The organism is Polymorphobacter megasporae (genome assembly GCF_018982885.2).
GTDB classification, from domain to species: domain Bacteria; phylum Pseudomonadota; class Alphaproteobacteria; order Sphingomonadales; family Sphingomonadaceae; genus Polymorphobacter_B; species Polymorphobacter_B megasporae.
The window spans coordinates 759,536-774,712 of record NZ_CP081848.1 but is presented as its reverse complement, the minus strand read 5'-3'; the positions used below and the strand labels follow the sequence as shown (position 1 = coordinate 774,712).

14 protein-coding genes and 1 pseudogene are annotated in these 15,177 nt (G+C 67.2%); 8 read left to right on the top strand and 7 right to left on the bottom strand.

The annotated features are described in order from the left end of the window. Positions 1 to 49: 49 nt before the first annotated feature. The gene (locus KTC28_RS03645; RefSeq protein ID WP_216709770.1) at positions 50 to 1,651 is read right to left on the bottom strand and encodes a phosphoenolpyruvate carboxykinase; all 1,602 of its coding nucleotides are present in this window, start codon (positions 1,649 to 1,651) and stop codon (positions 50 to 52) included. A 153-nt stretch (positions 1,652 to 1,804) separates the two neighbouring features. Between KTC28_RS03645 and KTC28_RS03640 the strand changes: the two genes are divergently transcribed. From KTC28_RS03640 to KTC28_RS03615, 6 genes and pseudogenes are all read left to right on the top strand, one after another. After that, a complete protein-coding gene (locus KTC28_RS03640; protein ID WP_216709769.1) occupies positions 1,805 to 2,566 on the top strand; it encodes a response regulator transcription factor in 762 nt (253 codons plus the stop codon). Positions 2,567 to 2,602: 36 nt separating this feature from the next. Further along, positions 2,603 to 4,159, top strand: coding sequence for a sensor histidine kinase (locus tag KTC28_RS03635; protein ID WP_216709768.1), 1,557 nt, complete (start codon positions 2,603 to 2,605; stop codon positions 4,157 to 4,159). Then, positions 4,156 to 4,377: pseudogene (locus KTC28_RS23245) on the top strand (HPr kinase/phosphorylase); the annotation flags it as partial. The gene KTC28_RS03635 and the pseudogene KTC28_RS23245, both read left to right, overlap by 4 nt. Positions 4,378 to 4,620: 243 nt before the next feature. Beyond that, positions 4,621 to 5,607: an RNase adapter RapZ gene (gene rapZ / locus KTC28_RS03625; RefSeq protein ID WP_255602406.1), complete on the top strand. Its 987-nt coding sequence runs from the start codon at positions 4,621 to 4,623 to the stop codon at positions 5,605 to 5,607. Between the two features lie 20 nt (positions 5,608 to 5,627). Then, positions 5,628 to 6,032 (top strand): PTS sugar transporter subunit IIA, encoded by a 405-nt coding sequence (locus KTC28_RS03620; protein ID WP_216709823.1) that lies wholly within the window; start codon positions 5,628 to 5,630, stop codon positions 6,030 to 6,032. Positions 6,033 to 6,056: 24 nt separating this feature from the next. Then, positions 6,057 to 6,305, top strand: a complete 249-nt coding sequence (locus KTC28_RS03615; protein WP_255602241.1) for an HPr family phosphocarrier protein — start codon at positions 6,057 to 6,059, stop codon at positions 6,303 to 6,305. 4 nt (positions 6,306 to 6,309) lie between these two features. Here KTC28_RS03615 and KTC28_RS03610 read toward each other — a convergent pair whose 3' ends face one another. From KTC28_RS03610 to KTC28_RS03600, 3 genes are all read right to left on the bottom strand, one after another. Beyond that, positions 6,310 to 7,248, bottom strand: coding sequence for a cation diffusion facilitator family transporter (locus KTC28_RS03610; protein ID WP_216709766.1), 939 nt, complete (start codon positions 7,246 to 7,248; stop codon positions 6,310 to 6,312). Continuing rightward, on the bottom strand, positions 7,245 to 9,023 hold the full coding sequence (locus tag KTC28_RS03605) for an acyl-CoA dehydrogenase (protein WP_216709765.1): 1,779 nt from the start codon (positions 9,021 to 9,023) through the stop codon (positions 7,245 to 7,247). The genes KTC28_RS03610 and KTC28_RS03605 overlap by 4 nt, the downstream gene beginning before the upstream one ends. A 70-nt stretch (positions 9,024 to 9,093) precedes the next feature. Then, the gene (locus KTC28_RS03600) at positions 9,094 to 9,774 is read right to left on the bottom strand and encodes a S24 family peptidase (protein ID WP_216709764.1); all 681 of its coding nucleotides are present in this window, start codon (positions 9,772 to 9,774) and stop codon (positions 9,094 to 9,096) included. A gap of 318 nt (positions 9,775 to 10,092) precedes the next feature. On the opposite strand from KTC28_RS03600, the gene KTC28_RS03595 reads away from it, so the two are divergent. Further along, positions 10,093 to 10,419, top strand: a complete 327-nt coding sequence (locus tag KTC28_RS03595; RefSeq protein WP_216709763.1) for a hypothetical protein — start codon at positions 10,093 to 10,095, stop codon at positions 10,417 to 10,419. Between the two features lie 83 nt (positions 10,420 to 10,502). Beyond that, a complete protein-coding gene (locus tag KTC28_RS03590; protein WP_216709762.1) occupies positions 10,503 to 11,471 on the top strand; it encodes a DNA topoisomerase IB in 969 nt (322 codons plus the stop codon). Here KTC28_RS03590 and KTC28_RS03585 read toward each other — a convergent pair. The 3 genes from KTC28_RS03585 to KTC28_RS03575 form a co-directional block, all read right to left on the bottom strand. Continuing rightward, positions 11,458 to 11,886: a hypothetical protein gene (locus KTC28_RS03585; RefSeq protein ID WP_216709761.1), complete on the bottom strand. Its 429-nt coding sequence runs from the start codon at positions 11,884 to 11,886 to the stop codon at positions 11,458 to 11,460. The genes KTC28_RS03590 and KTC28_RS03585 overlap by 14 nt on opposite strands. An 85-nt stretch (positions 11,887 to 11,971) precedes the next feature. After that, positions 11,972 to 12,406, bottom strand: a complete 435-nt coding sequence (locus tag KTC28_RS03580; protein ID WP_216709760.1) for a hypothetical protein — start codon at positions 12,404 to 12,406, stop codon at positions 11,972 to 11,974. An 81-nt stretch (positions 12,407 to 12,487) separates the two neighbouring features. After that, positions 12,488 to 15,166 (bottom strand): valine--tRNA ligase, encoded by a 2,679-nt coding sequence (locus KTC28_RS03575; protein WP_216709759.1) that lies wholly within the window; start codon positions 15,164 to 15,166, stop codon positions 12,488 to 12,490. Positions 15,167 to 15,177: the final 11 nt, after the last annotated feature.

Sequence of the window (15,177 nt, the reverse complement as noted above, 5' to 3'; positions counted from 1 at the left end):
CTGCGGCGACCGTAGGAGGCCGCCGCAGACGAGTCGAGCGGTTCGAGGCTTACGCCGCCTTGGGTGCCGACTCGCGGACGCCGGCATCGACGTGATCCTCGAACTGCGCGAAGTTCGCGACGAACATGCCGACGAGCGATTTCGCCTTGGCGTCGTAGGCGGCCTTGTCGGCCCATGTCTCGCGCGGGTTGAGGATGCGCGGCTCGACTCCGGGGACCGACACCGGGACCTGGAAGCCGAAGTTCGGGTCGGTGCGGAACTCGGCGTCGTTGAGGCTGCCGTCGAGCGCGGCGTTGAGCAAAGCGCGGGTGACGCGGATCGGCATGCGGCTGCCGGTGCCGTAGATGCCGCCGGTCCAGCCGGTGTTGACCAGCCAGCAGTCGACCCCGCCCTTGGCGATCCGCTCCTTGAGGAGGTTGCCGTACACGCTGGGGTGGCGCGGCATGAACGGCGCGCCGAAGCATGTCGAGAAGGTCGCGTCGGGCTCGGTGACGCCGATCTCGGTCCCCGCGACGCGCGCGGTGTAGCCGCTGAGGAAGTGGTACATCGCCTGCTCGGGGGTCAGCTTGGCGATCGGGGGCAGGATGCCGAAGGCGTCGGCGGTCAGCATAATGACGTTCGACGGCACCGGGCCGAGGTTGTCGGCGCTGGCGTTGGGGATGAAGTCGATCGGGTACGACGCGCGGCTGTTTTCGGCGAGCGTCGCGTCGTCGAGGTCGATGACGCGGGTGACGGGGTCAATCACGACATTCTCGAGGACGGTGCCGAAGCGCTGCGTCGTCGCGTAGATCTCGGGCTCGGCCTCGGCCGACAACCGGATGACCTTGGCGTAGCAACCGCCTTCGAAGTTGAACACCGCGGTGTCCGACCAGCCGTGTTCGTCGTCACCGATCAGCGTGCGGCTGGCATCGGCGCTGAGCGTCGTCTTGCCGGTGCCGCTGAGGCCGAAGAACACCGCGGTGCGGCCGTCGGCGCCGATGTTCGCAGAGCAGTGCATCGGCATCACGCCCTTGACCGGGAGCAGGTAGTTCAGGATCGAGAAGACCGACTTCTTCATCTCGCCGGCGTATTTCGTGCCGCCGATCAGGATCGTCTTGCCCTCGAAATCGACCGCGACGATCGTGCCCGAACGGCAGCCGTGGCGCGCCGGGTCGGCCTTGAAGCTCGGCAGGTCGACGATGATGAATTCGGGCGCGAAATCGGCGATCGCAGCGGCGTCGGGGCGCACCAGTAGCGTGCGAATGAACAGCGCGTGCCACGCTAGCTCGGTGATCACGCGGACGTTGACGCGGTGCTCGGGCTGCGAGCCGCCGAACAGGTCCTCGACGAACAACGTCTCCTTCGCGGCGAGTGCGGCGGCGAAGTCGGCCTTGATGTTGGCGAACTGTGCGGGGCTGATCGCCTTGTTGGTCTTGCCCCACCAGATCACCGGACCGGTGACATCGTCGTGGACGATGAACTTGTCCTGCGCGGAGCGGCCGGTGTGGCTGCCGGTCTCGACGACGAACGCGCCGTCTTTCGACAACAGCCCTTCGCCGCGCGTGACCGCGAGCTCGATCAGCGGCGCGGTCGACAGGTTCCAGTGGACCTTCGCAGACGTCGGAAAGCCCTGAGCGTCGAGGCCGTGGCGGGGGGCGGATACGGTAGTCACGGGCGACGTCTCCTCAAGGACGGCGGACTGATAGCCGCCGCAGATTTTCAAATCGCTTACAGGATGCGCCGCGGCTCCGTCAAAGGGCGGACTTGCGCAGGCGGGGCGCGCGGGGCAGAGCGGCGTATTCAACTGTCAGGCCGTCCCCGCATCATGCCCGACACCGCCATTACCCCGGTCGTCATCGCCCTGGTCGACGATGATCGCAACATCCTGACCTCGGTATCGATCGCGCTTCAGGCCGAGGGCTTCGTCGTGCGGATGTATTCGGATGGCGCGGCGGCGTTGAAGGCGCTCGTCGAAACCCCGCCCGATCTTGCGGTGCTCGATATCAAGATGCCGCGCCTCGACGGGATGGAGCTGCTTCGGCGGCTGCGCGACAAGGTCGACGTGCCGGTGATCTTCCTGACGTCGAAAGACACCGAGATCGACGAGGCGCTCGGGTTGGCGATGGGGGCCGACGATTATATCGGCAAGCCGTTCAGCCAGCGGCTGCTGATCGAGCGGATTCGCGCGGTATTGCGGCGGGCGGCATCGCGCAAGGGGCTGCCGCTCGCCGATGGCGAGGCTGCACCTGCGCCCGCGATCGTCCGCGGACGGCTCGCGATGGACCCGGCGCGACACCGCGTCACATGGGGTGTCGCGCCTGGGGGTGTCGCGGGCGGCGACGGCAAGGGCGACGTCGCGCTGACCGTCACCGAGTTCCTGATCCTCGAGGCGCTCGCCGCGCGGCCCGGCTTCGTCAAGTCGCGCGACCAGCTGATGGACGCCGCATACCAGGACGACGTCTATGTCGATGACCGGACGATCGACAGCCATATCAAGCGGTTGCGCAAGAAATTCCGCGTCGTCGATCCCAGTTTCAAGGCGATCGAGACGCTGTACGGCGTCGGCTACCGCTTCAATGAGGAGTGACGCGCCGCGCCGGTCGCTGCGACCGGAGCGCAGCAGGTGACCCGCGACATCGGCGGCGACACCCCCAACCGCAGCTTCAGCCTCGCGCCGCGCATCCTCGCGGTCAACGTCTTCGCCATTCTCGTGCTGACCGGCAGCATCTTCTACCTCGACTCGTTCCGCGAGCGGCTGCTCGACCAGCGCCGTGCCGAAATGCGGATGCAGGCGGTGCTGATCGCGAGCTTCATGGCCGGGGCACCGCCCGCCGCGCTCCCCGCGATCGCGGCGCGCTACGGCCGGGTCGGCGCGTTGCGGCTGCGCGTCTACGACCGCGACGGCGCGCTCGCCGCCGATAGCTGGCGCGCGACGGGGCCGACCTTCGAACTCCGCGACCCCGCCGACGACCCGTTTCGCCGCGATGTCGCCCGCTTTCTCGACCAGGTCGTCGAGGCGGTCGGCTCGTTCCCCAAGATCGTCGGCTACGCCGAGCCCGCGGTCGACAACCGCGCCGCGTGGGCCGAGGTCGCCGCTGCCGCCTCGACCGGCCGCCCGGCCGATACGATGCGCGCTGCCCCCGACCGCATCGTCATCATCAGCGCCGCCGCGCCGTTGTTCGGCACCGCCGAGGCACCGGAGAAGGCGCCATTCGCCACCGTCCAGCTGACCCGCGACAGCCGCGACATCACCAGCCTCGTCCGTGCCGAACGCCTGTCGTCATTCTATGTCTTCCTGTTCGTCCTCGCCGCGTCGCTGTTGCTGTCGAACTATCTCGCCTCGACGATCGTCCGGCCGCTGCGCCAGCTCGCGCTCGCGGCGCAGCGGGTCCGGCTTGGGCGAGCACGCGATGTGACGGTGCCGCGCTTTAACCAGCGGCGCGACGAGATCGGGCAATTGGCGCGCGCTTTGTCGGACATGACGCTGACCCTGCGCGAGCGGATCGACGCGACCGAGGCGTTCGCCGCCGACGTCGCGCATGAAATCAAGAACCCGCTCGCGTCGCTGTCGAGCGCGGTCGACACGTTCGGGCGCGTCCGCGAGCCGCGGCTGCAGAGCCAGTTGCTCGAGGTCATCCGCACCGACGTCGGGCGAATCGACCGGCTGATCACCGATATCGCCGACGCCAGCCGCCTCGACGCCGAGCTGTCGCGCAGCCGCTACGAACGCTTCGACCTCGGCACGCAGGTCGAACGGCTGGTCGACGGCTATTCGAGCGCGCCGCTGCCGCGCGGGGTGTCGGTCGCCTACGTCGGTCCCGGCGAGACTGCGATCGTCTACGGCGACAATGCCCGGCTGGCGCAGGTCGCGCGCAACCTGATCGACAATGCGGTGTCGTTCTCGCCCCCCGGTGGCATCGTCGCGGTCGCGGTGACGCGTTCGGCGCGTCACGTCGAGTTGCGCGTCGATGACAACGGGCCGGGAATCCCGCACGAAAATCGCGACGACATCTTTCGCCGCTTCTACTCCGAACGCCCGGCAGCCGAAGATTTCGGGCGGCACTCGGGGCTCGGCCTGTCGATCTCGCGGACGATCGTCGAGGCGCACGACGGCAGCATCGTCGCGGCGAATCGCACCGGCGGCGGCGCGCGCTTCACCGTCACTTTGCCGGTCGCGTGACGGTCCCCCCGCCCGGCCCGCCGACCATCCACGCCACCGGCGTCGCGATCGGCGCGCAGGGCTTTGCGCGCGCGGTGCTGCTCGTCGGGCCGCCGGGCAGCGGCAAGTCCGACCTCGCGCTGCGGCTGATCGATCGCGGCGCGACGCTGATCGCCGACGACCGCGTCGCGCTGACCACCGATGGCAACCGGCTGATCGCTGCGCCGCCGCCGTCGATCGCCGGGCTGATCGAGGTCAGGGGCGTCGGCATCGTTCCCATCCGCCACGTCGCCGGCGTCCCCGTCGCGCTCGTCGTCGACCTCGCGGAGTCGCCCGAACGCCTGCCCGAGGCGACCACCCGCGACGTCTTCGGCCACGCGATCCCGGTCATCGGCCTCGATCCGTTCGACGCATCGGCGGCGCTCAAGGTCGAACGGGCGTTGACCGCGTTCGGGCGGCGGGTAGAGACTGTGTTCGTGGATATGCCCGCTTTGTCTTCCCCGGTTTCGCCGTCCGGCGCCGCGACCTCGCCGCGCACCCTCCTCGTCACGGGCATGTCGGGGGCGGGACGCTCGACCGCGCTTAAGGTGCTCGAGGACCTCGGCTACGAGGCGGTCGACAATCTGCCACTTGGGCTGTTCGACAAATTGCTCGCGACGAGCGACGGCCACGCCGATCACGACGCCGAACGCCCGCTGGCGATCGGCATCGATTCGCGAACGCGGGCGTTCGATGCCGACGCGATCGTCGAGCGGATCGGCGACCTCCGTGCCGAAGGCGTCGACATCACATTGGTGTTTCTCGATTGCAGCGGTACCGAACTGACCCGGCGCTTTTCCGAAACCCGCCGCCGCCACCCGCTCGCGCTCGACCGCCCCGCCGCCGACGGCATCGCCCGCGAGCGCGAGATCGTCGCGCCGCTGCGCCGCGCCGCCGACATCGTCATTGATACCTCGGATTATGCCGTCTCCGATCTGCGCCGCGCGCTTGCCGGGCGCTTCGCCCGCGCCGGGGTCGACCCGCTGACGCTGACGATCATGTCGTTCGGCTTCGCCCGCGGCCTGCCGCGCGACGCCGACCTCGTCTTCGACGTCCGCTTCCTCGCCAACCCGCATTGGGACGCGGCACTGCGCCCGCTGACCGGCGAAGACCCCGAGGTCGGGGCGTATGTCGCCGCCGACCCTGCCTTTGCCCCGGCGTTCGAACGGATCGCCGATCTGCTCCTCCTGCTGCTCCCGCGCTACGGTGCCGAGGGCAAGTCGTACCTCACCGTCGCCTTCGGCTGCACCGGCGGGCGGCATCGTTCGGTCTATGTCGCGCGGATGATGGCGGAGCGGCTGGCGGCGGCGGGATGGGCCGGGTCGGTCGTTCACCGCGACAAGGCAAGCGGGGCGAGCGCGGCCGCCGACGGGGCCGGGGCTGGTCACGGCGACGAAGCCGCGCTACCGGGCCGCGAGCAGACACGGTGAGGATACTTAATAACGTGCCGATGATCGGACTGGTGCTGGTGACGCACGGGCGGCTGGCTGCCGAATTCGTCGCCGCGCTCGAGCACGTCGTCGGCGCGCAGACTGCGCTCGAAGGCATCTGCATCGGCCCCGACGACGACATGGAAATCCGCCGCGGCGACATCGCCGCCGCGATTGCCAAGGTCGATCGCGGGTCGGGGGTGATCGTCCTGACCGACATGTTCGGCGGCACGCCGTCGAATCTCGCGATCTCGCTGATGGTGCCGAAGCGCGTCGAAGTCATCGCCGGGGTCAACCTGCCGATGCTCGTCCGCCTCGTGTCGGTGCGCGGCACGATGTCGGTGGCCGCCGCGGTCGACGCGGCGCAGGAGGCGGGGCGGAAGTATATTTCGGTTGCGTCGAAGATCCTCGGCGAGGCGGCCTGAGCCTTGGCGGGTCCAGTCACTGTCTTGATTCGCAACAAGCGCGGGCTGCACGCGCGGGCGAGTGCGCGCTTCGTCACGCTGGCGTCGACCTTCGACGCGGTGGTGACGGTCGCGAAGGACGATTCGAGCGTCGTCGGCACCTCGATCATGGGCCTGATGATGCTTGCTGCCGCACCGGGCGACACCGTCGAGCTATCGGCCGAGGGCGAGCAGGCCGACGAAGCGCTCGCCGCGCTCGTCGCGCTCGTCGAAGGCAAGTTTGGCGAGGATTAGCGCGTCAGGCGCACGACCCCGCGACGAGCTCGATCTGGAAGGTCGCATGGCCGATCCCGAAATCATGTTCGAGCATATGCGCCGCCTCGCACAGGAATGCGTCGCCGGGGTGACCGGCGGGGCACAGCAGATGCGCGGTGAGCGCGGTCTCGGTCGTGCTGACCGGCCAGATGTGGACGTGATGGGTTTGCGCGACCCCGGGCAGGGCTGCGAGCCGTGATCGGACGGCGTCCAGCTCGACGCCCGGCGGCACCCCCTGGAGCGCGAGCGTCATCGAATCGCGGAGCAGTCCCCACGTCCCCCAGATGATCGCCGCCGCGATGACGAGGCTGACGATGGGGTCGAGCCACGTCCAGCCGGTCTCGAGGATGACGAACCCCGCAACGACGACGCCCGCCGACACCAGCGCATCGGACAGCATATGCGCGAAGGCGGCGCGGACGTTGATGTCACCCTTGCGCCCGCGCGCGAACAGCCACGCGGTGACGCCGTTGACCGCGATGCCGGCGGCGGCGACCGCCATGACGGTGACCCCGCCGACCGGCTGCGGATCGCCGAGGCGGCGGATCGCCTCGAGCGCGATCGCCCCGACTGCGACCAGCAGCAGGACGGCGTTGAACAGTGCGGCGAGGATCGACGAGCTGCGCATGCCGTAGGTGAAACGCTCGCTCGCCGCGCGCTTGGCGAGTGCGGTCGCGCCCCACGCCGCGGCGAGACCGGCGACGTCGGACAGATTGTGCCCCGCGTCGGCAAGCAGCGCGACCGAATTGGCGAGGAAGCCATACGCTGCCTCGACCGCGACGAAGCCGAGATTGAGGACGATCCCGATGATGAAGGCGGTGCTGAAGTCCTTGGGCGGGGCGTGACTGTGGCCGTGGTGATCGTGTCCGTGGTGATCGTGTCCGTGCGCGTGTGTGTGCGCGTGGTCGTGACTGCCGCTCATGCCGCGAACGCCTCCTCGGGTAACGCGTACAATAACTCGGCCCCGCGAGTCACAGGTCCAAGCAAAGCAGTGGCTTGCGGCAAAACCTGCTCAGCGAAGAAACGCGCGGTGGCGATCTTGGCGCGCAGGAACACCGCGTCGCCCTCGCCCGCCGCCACCCGCTCATGCGCTGCCACCGCCTGGCGTGCCATCAACCAGCCGCCGATGGTGATGCCAAAAATCCGAAGGTACGGCGTCGCCCCGGCGGCTGTGTCGCTCAACGCCTCGCCGCGGTTGCCCGTCAGCCACACCGTCGCGCTCTCGAGCGCCGCCAGCGCGTCCTCGAGATACGGACGCAGCAGGCCGAGATCGCCGCGCGGGGGCAGGTCGCGAATGTCCTGGCGAACCTCGGCGAACAGTGCCTTCCAATGCGCGCCGCCGTCCATTCCGAGCTTGCGCCCGACGAGATCGAGCGCCTGGATGCCGTTGGTCCCCTCGTAGATCGGCGCGATCCGGGCGTCGCGAAGGTGCTGCGCCGCGCCGGTCTCCTCGACAAAGCCCATACCGCCGAACACTTGGATGCCGATGCTCGCCATTTCGACGCCGATATCGGTGCAATACGCCTTGGTCACCGGAGTCAGCAGGTCGGCGAGCCCCGCCGCCGCCGAATTGTCGGCGGCGTGCGCGCGGTCGACCGCGGCGGCGGTATAATAAGTCAGCGCGCGCGCGGCTTCGGTCGTGCTCCGCATCGTCATCAGCATCCGCCGGACGTCGGCGTGCTCGATGATTCGGACCGGTGCGCCGCCCATTCCGAACTTCGCCGACTGGACCCGGTCGCGAGCGTAAGCGACCGCGCCTTGCGTTGCCCGCTCGGCGATCGCGACGCCCTGCAACCCGACGTTGATCCGGGCATGGTTCATCATCGTGAACATCGCTTTCATGCCCGCGCCCTCGGCCCCGACCAGATAGCCGACACAGCCGCCATTCTCACCGAAAGCCATCGTGCACGTCGGCGAGGCGTGGATGCCGAGCTTGTGCTCGACGCCGACCGCCCGCAGGTCGTTGCGCCGGGTGAAGTTGCCGGCATCGTCGGGCAGGAATTTGGGGCACAGGAACAGCGAGATGCCCTTCGTCCCCGCCGGCGCGTCGGGCAGCCGGGCGAGGACGAGGTGCACGATGTTCGGCGCGCAATCATGCTCGCCCCACGTGATGTAGATCTTCGACCCTTCGATCCGGTACGTCCCGTCGGCGGCAGGTTCGGCCTTGGTCCGCAGCGCGCCGACGTCGCTTCCCGCCTGCGGCTCGGTCAGGTTCATCGTTCCAGTCCACTCGCCCGAGACGAGCTTGGTCAGATAGGTTTCCTGCAATTTCGGCGAGGCATGAACCTGCAGCGCCTCGATCGCCCCCTGGCTGAGCATCATGCACAGGCTGAATGCCATGTTGGCGCTGGTGAGCTGCTCCTGCACCGCACTGGCAAGGACGAACGGCAACCCCTGTCCGCCGTGCGCCGGATGCGCGCCGAGCGAGGCCCAGCCGCCGTCGACATAGAGTTTATACGCTTCGGCAAACCCGGCCGGCAGCGTCACCGCGTCGTCGGCGAGCCTCGCGCCCGCTTTATCACCGACCGCGTTCAACGGCGCGAAGACGCCACTTGCCAGCTTACCTGCTTCGGTCAGGATCGCCTCGACCATATCCGCCGTCGCGCCGTCGAACCCCGGCAGGGCGCTCAGGCCAGGCAAGTCGGCGATCGTTTCGAGAACGAACCGCTGTTCAGCGATCGGGGCGATATAGGTCATGCGGCGGCCTTACAACGGTAGCTCGCTGATATAGCCGCCCGGCGAAGGACAGCAAACCGGGCCCGCGTGATCAGGTCAGCCGCCGTCCGACCCAGACTACTCGCCCAATCACCGCGACCGTTGCCGGGTCGCAGTCGTCCCAGCTTGGATACGCGCTATTGTCCGATCGGATCGTCAGCCGCCGGGTCGCCGGATTGATGCTCAGCCGCTTGACCAGCAGCGCGTCGTCGGTCCGCAGCACGTAGATTCCGTCGCGCAGGCGCTCGCGGTCATCGGTGTCGACGAGGATGTTATCGCCGTCGGCGAGCGTCGGCAGCATCGAGTCGCCCTCGACGCGGATCACCGACAGCGCTTCGGGCCGGCCGCTGGCGAGGCCGCGGACCCAGCTCGACTGGAAGGCGAGCACCGCAACCGGCAGTTCAGGACCCGGCTCGGCCCCCGACCCTGCCGACGCGCCGATATCGAGGTGCGGAATCAGCACGAAATCGCCGGGCGTCGACGCAATCCCGGCACGCGCCATGACCGCGTGCCCCGCGCGATCGGCCGGGCCGCCAAGCAGGCGTTCGGCGATGCCGAAATGCGCGGCGAGCTTGCGGCGATCGTCTTCGCTCAGCCGTCGCGGGACGCCACGCTTGACGAATTGCTGAATGTACGTCGGATTTCGCCCGATGAGCCGCGATAGCGACGCGTAATCCTCGCCGTGTTCGGCGATGAGTGCATCGAGCCGCTGACGTATAGCGACGTTTTCCATGCGTAGCGGACCTTTCTCCCCCCGAGACCCCGCTATTAACGGCGTATAGAGATAGTTTTTTACCTAGACTAGTAGGAATTCACTTCGCATCCTGTGTCGATCAAGCGAGTCGAGTCGGGAGAACATCATGGCGCACCTATTAACAGAGATTGAACGCTGCATTCGTCGGCGGAACATATCAGCATCGCGCTTCGGACGCGAGGCCGCAGGCGACCCCCGTTTTGTTTTTGACCTGCGCCGAGGCCGCGAGCCGCGTCCGCGGACTGCGGCGAAAGTGATGACATTCATTGCCGCCGCCCCGTCGCCCGAGTCGCGGTCATGAGGCCAATGCTGTCGGAGGCGCAGGGCCGTCTGCTCCGAGCGTTGACCCGCGCCCTCGCGGCTCCCGAAACGATGAATAGGCAATCACCGGCGCTGGTCGTCGAAAGCTTCGAAACGACCGATTGGTCGAGCCTGACCTTTGCCGGCCAGCGCCATCGAATCACGCTGATCGTCACCGAACCGGTGTCCGCCGATTCACCATCCTTCGACGGGCTGATCCTCAGGGGGTCGATCGTTGCCGAGGCGCGGGTGATTTCGGCGGTCGTCGCAGTGACTGGGCTCGTGCTCGATATCGCGGTGATGACGATCGACGTCGGCGCATGAGCGTCGACGGCGACACCACAGCGAATTGCCGCAGTCGGCTTAGGCACTGGGAACCGCTGCCGGTCGCGTAACGTTCGATCTGCGTGCTCAACTATACCGACACCAGCGAACCCGGCATTACGAGGCGCAAGCGCGGTAAACACTGGCATTATTTTGCCATCGACGGGGTCCGCATCACTGCGGCAGACGAGATCGACCGTCTCAACAAGCTCGGCGTGCCGCCGGCCTACGCCCGCGTGTGGTTCAGCCCGGACCCGTCGGGACACCTCCAGGCAGTCGGCTACGACGCCAAGGGCCGCAAGCAATACCGCTATCACGAGAGCTTCCGTCAGCAGCGCGAGGCCGACAAATACGACCGCTGCGGTGGGTTCGGCGAGGCGCTGCCGCATCTTCGGGCGATCGTCGAGCGCGACATCGCCGAGCGCGGACTCGGCCGGTCCAAGGTGCTCGCCGCGATCGTCCGGTTGCTCGATTCAGGGCACGTCCGGGTCGGCAATGACGTCTATGCGAGCGAGAACGAGAGCTATGGCGCGACGACCTTGCTCAACGAACATAGCGCGGTTCGCGGCAACAAGGTCCGGCTCGAATATCGCGGCAAGTCGGGCAAGATGCAGCGCGTCGTCATTGCCGACGAGGCGCTCGCCAAGATCGTCCGGCGCTGCCACGACCTGCCGGGACAGGCGCTGTTCCAATATGTCGGCGATGACGACGAGCCGCACCGCATCGGCTCGTCCGACGTCAACGCCTATATCCGCGAGGGGATGGGAGATGGCTTCTCGGCGAAGCACTTCCGCACATGGGGCGCGAGCGTCATCGCCTTCACCGCGATCCGCGATGGTGTCACGACCTTGAAGGAGATGCTCGAACCCGTCGCGGCGGCGCTTGGCAACACGCCGGCGATCAGCCGCAAGAGCTATGTCCATCCGGCATTGATCGCGCTCGTCAACGACGGTCAGATGGATAAGGTCGTGGAAGCGAAGCTGCCGCGTCCGACGCGCTATCTCAGCGCGGCCGAACGCGGGTTGATCGCCTTTCTCGCTACCGCATCGTGATCTTGACCCCGCCGGCCCCGGCGCTGAGCTGGAGGCCCTTCGACGTCGTGTCGAGTTCGATCACGACCCCGTGCTTGTTGCGAAGTTGCAGCGCGCCAGAGCCGCTGACGAACGTCGCGCTCGCCGCGACGCGGGTGTAAGTCCCGGCAAAGTCGGCGACGCGGGTCAGGTTGAACACCTGCCCATAGCCGCGGACGTGCGAGACGCCGATGTCGCCGACCGAGATGCCGCCGACTTTGAACGGGTAGAATTTATCGCCGAACTGAAGTTTGCCGCCGCCGACGTTGCCGCCGAGCAGGAATCCGAACTGCGTCTCGTCGATCGTGATCGTCGCCGATGGCAGCCGCGTGTCGGGCTTGCCGGTCGCGCCGGTCAGCACGATCATCGCGACCGCGCCGAGTATGTATTTATTCATTGTGCTGCCAGCCCCTCGTTCGAGGGGCTGGTTTAGCACGATCGTACGTTTCTGCTCAGTAGATCGCCGAAGCGGCGAGCAAGCTCTACTTGAGCGTGATCTTGACCCCGCCCGCGCCGGCGCTGAGCTGAAGACCCTTCGACGTCGTGTCGATCTCGAGGACGACGTCATGCTCGTTCTTGAGCTTGAGCGCGCCCGACCCGTCGACCAGCGTCGCGCTGGCGTTGAGCTTCGAATAGGTGCCGGCGAAATCCTCGATCGAGCGCAGGTTGTAGACGGTGCCAAAGCCCTTGACCTTCGAGCCGCCGATCGTCCCGATCGAGACGCCGCCGACCTTGAACGAATAGCGATGGCCGTGGAAGCGCAGGACGCCGCCGCCGGTGCTGCCGCCGATGAGGAAGCCGAACTGCGCCTCGTCGATCGTGATCGTTCCTGAACGAACCATCTCACCGGCGTTCGCGGTGCCGCTGAAGGCGATGGCCGCTGCGGCGGCGAGTGTCAGGGTCTTGAAGAATGCCATGGTTGAATCTCCTTGGTCGCGATGACCTGCGCCGTTAACGCCGCGACCGTGCGATCGGGTACAGAGCGCACGTGTGCGACGTCAGCCGAGCCGCGCTAGCGCCGCGCGGAGGCGTTCAGCTTCTGCACCACGCGCTGCGAGGTCGGACCGCGCCTTGTCGACCGCCTCGGGCTTGGCCTTGTCGACAAAGCCGGGCGAGGCGAGCCGCCCGGTCAGCGCATCGCGCTCCTTCTCCGCAGCGGCGGCGTTCTTTTCGAGGCGGGCGCGCTCCGCACCGATGTCGATCGCATCACCGAGATCTATCGAGAATGTTGCGCCATCGTGGATGACCTGAAGTTTTGCACCACCACTCTCGGGCGTGCCCTCGTTAGGAGCGGTGCGCGAAAACCATTGAATCGCGGCCGTATTGCGAAGGCGCCGAACTTCCTGCGCGGCGGTCTCCCCGGTCATGGTGTAAAATAGCCGAACGCCCGGCGGCACATTCAACTCCGTCCGCGCGGAGCGCACTGCGGTCACCAGTCGGATCAACCAATCGATCTCAACCGCCACATCGGTATCGATCGCCCCCTCATCGGTCACCGGCCACGCCGCGAGGATCAGGTCGTGATCGCGGCTGCCCAGCTTGTGCCAAAGCTCCTCGGTGAGGAACGGCATGACCGGGTGGAGCATGACGAGGATCTGGTCGAGCGCCCAGCCGGTGACTAGGCGTGTCTCATCCCGCAACTGCCAGTCGAATGAAGTGTTAAGCGCTCCAGTATCAGTTTGCAGCAGCGGTTTGGTCAGTTCGAGATACCAGTCGCAGAAGCGGCTCCAGACGAATTGGTACGCGGTCTCGGCATAGCCGTCGAAGCGGAATGCGGCGATCGCGCTATCGAGCGCGCGGGCGGTGGCGACGACTTCGCCGATGATCCAGCGGTTGACCGGGGCGGTGGCGGCGGGGGGCGTTCCCGACGACGACGCGGCGATGCCGTTCGACTGGCAGAAGCGCGCGGCATTCCACAGCTTGGTGGCGAAGTTGCGGTAGCCCTCGACGCGCTTCTCATCGAGCTTGATGTCGCGCCCTTGGCTCTCCATCGCGGTCAGCGTGAAGCGCAGCGCATCGGCACCGTACCGGTCGATCAGCGCGAGCGGGTCGACGGTGTTGCCCTTCGACTTCGACATCTTCGCGCCCTTGGCATCGCGAACGAGGCCGTGGCAGTAGACCGTGGCGAACGGCACCTCGCCCATGAAGTGGATGCCCTGCATCATCATCCGCGCGACCCAGAAGAAGATGATGTCGAACCCGGTGACGAGGACGTCGCCGGGGTAATAGCGGGAGAGTTCGGGGGTTTGGTCGGGCCAGCCGAGGGTGCCGAACGGCCAGAGTGCGGAGGAGAACCACGTGTCGAGGACGTCGTTGTCTCGGGTCAGCACCGCGTCGGGGCCAGCGAGCGCCTTCGCCTCGGCCTCGGTCGTCGCGACGTAGACCTTGCCGTGTGAGTCGTACCACGCAGGAATCTGGTGTCCCCACGTGATCTGCCGCGACACGCACCACGGCTGGATATTGTCCATCCAGTTGAAATACGTCTTGTCCCAATTCGCCGGCACGAACTTCGTCTTGCCCGACCGCACCGCCTCGATCGCCGGCTTCGCCAGCGTTGCCGCGTCGACATACCATTGGTCGGTCAGATACGGCTCGATGACGACGCCCGAACGGTCGCCGTACGGCACCTGGTGCTTGTGCGGCTCGATCTTGTCGAGCAGCCCGAGCGCGTCGAAATCGGCGATGACCTTTTTGCGCGCCTCCTCGCGGGTCAGGCCGCGATACCCGTCGGGGCAGGCGTCGGACATCGTCCCGTCGGGGTTCATCAGGTTGATCAACGGGATATTCGCCTCGGGGTGGCGTCCGGCGACGGCGAAGTCGTTGAAGTCGTGCGCCGCGGTGATCTTGACCGCGCCGCTGCCGAAGTCGGTCTCGACGTAGCTGTCGGCGATGATCGGGATCAGCCGGTCGACGAGCGGCAGGCGGCAGCGCGTGCCGACGAGGTGGCGGTAGCGGTCGTCGTCGGGGTTCACCGCGACCGCGCCGTCGCCAAGGATCGTCTCGGGCCGGGTCGTTGCAACGGCGATGTAGCCGCTGCCGTCCTCGAGCGGATAGCGGACGTGCCACATCGACCCGTCGATCTCGCGATATTCGACCTCGAGGTCGCTGATCGCGGTCTGGAGTTTGGGGTCCCAGTTGACCAGCCGCTTGTCGCGATAGAGCAAACCCTGATTATACAGGTCGACGAAGACCTTGGTCACCGCCGCCGAAAATCCCGGGTCCATCGTGAAGCGCTCGTGCGCCCAGTCGCAGCTCGCGCCGAGCCGCCGGAGCTGGCGGGTGATCGTGTCGCCCGATTGCGCTTTCCATTCCCAGACGTGCGACAGGAACGCCTCGCGGCTCATGTCGGCGCGCTTGAGGCCCTGCGACGCGATCGTCCGCTCGACGACCATCTGCGTCGCGATCCCGGCGTGGTCGGTGCCGACGACCCACAACGCATCACGCCCCTTGAGCCGGTGGTAGCGGATCAGCACGTCCTGGAGCGTGTTGTCGAGCGCATGGCCGATGTGGAGCGATCCGGTGACGTTCGGCGGCGGGATGACGATGGTGAACGGCTTCGCGTCGGGCCGCGCCGGGCGGAACGCACCAGTCGACTCCCAATGCGCGTACAGCCGCGCCTCGATCTCGGCGGGGTCGAAGGTCTTGTCGATGATATCGGGATTGGTTTCGGTGGTCATGCCTGCGTCTT

Coding starts and splice junctions, on each gene's coding strand:
- KTC28_RS03610 (WP_216709766.1), bottom strand. CDS start 7,248: ATGAGCGGCAGTCACGACCACGCGCACACACACGCGCACGGACACGAT.
- rapZ (WP_255602406.1), top strand. CDS start 4,621: ATGCCCGCTTTGTCTTCCCCGGTTTCGCCGTCCGGCGCCGCGACCTCG.
- KTC28_RS03605 (WP_216709765.1), bottom strand. CDS start 9,023: ATGACCTATATCGCCCCGATCGCTGAACAGCGGTTCGTTCTCGAAACG.
- KTC28_RS03600 (WP_216709764.1), bottom strand. CDS start 9,774: ATGGAAAACGTCGCTATACGTCAGCGGCTCGATGCACTCATCGCCGAA.
- KTC28_RS03585 (WP_216709761.1), bottom strand. CDS start 11,886: ATGAATAAATACATACTCGGCGCGGTCGCGATGATCGTGCTGACCGGC.
- KTC28_RS03595 (WP_216709763.1), top strand. CDS start 10,093: ATGAGGCCAATGCTGTCGGAGGCGCAGGGCCGTCTGCTCCGAGCGTTG.
- KTC28_RS03575 (WP_216709759.1), bottom strand. CDS start 15,166: ATGACCACCGAAACCAATCCCGATATCATCGACAAGACCTTCGACCCC.
- KTC28_RS03580 (WP_216709760.1), bottom strand. CDS start 12,406: ATGGCATTCTTCAAGACCCTGACACTCGCCGCCGCAGCGGCCATCGCC.
- KTC28_RS03640 (WP_216709769.1), top strand. CDS start 1,805: ATGCCCGACACCGCCATTACCCCGGTCGTCATCGCCCTGGTCGACGAT.
- KTC28_RS03620 (WP_216709823.1), top strand. CDS start 5,628: ATGATCGGACTGGTGCTGGTGACGCACGGGCGGCTGGCTGCCGAATTC.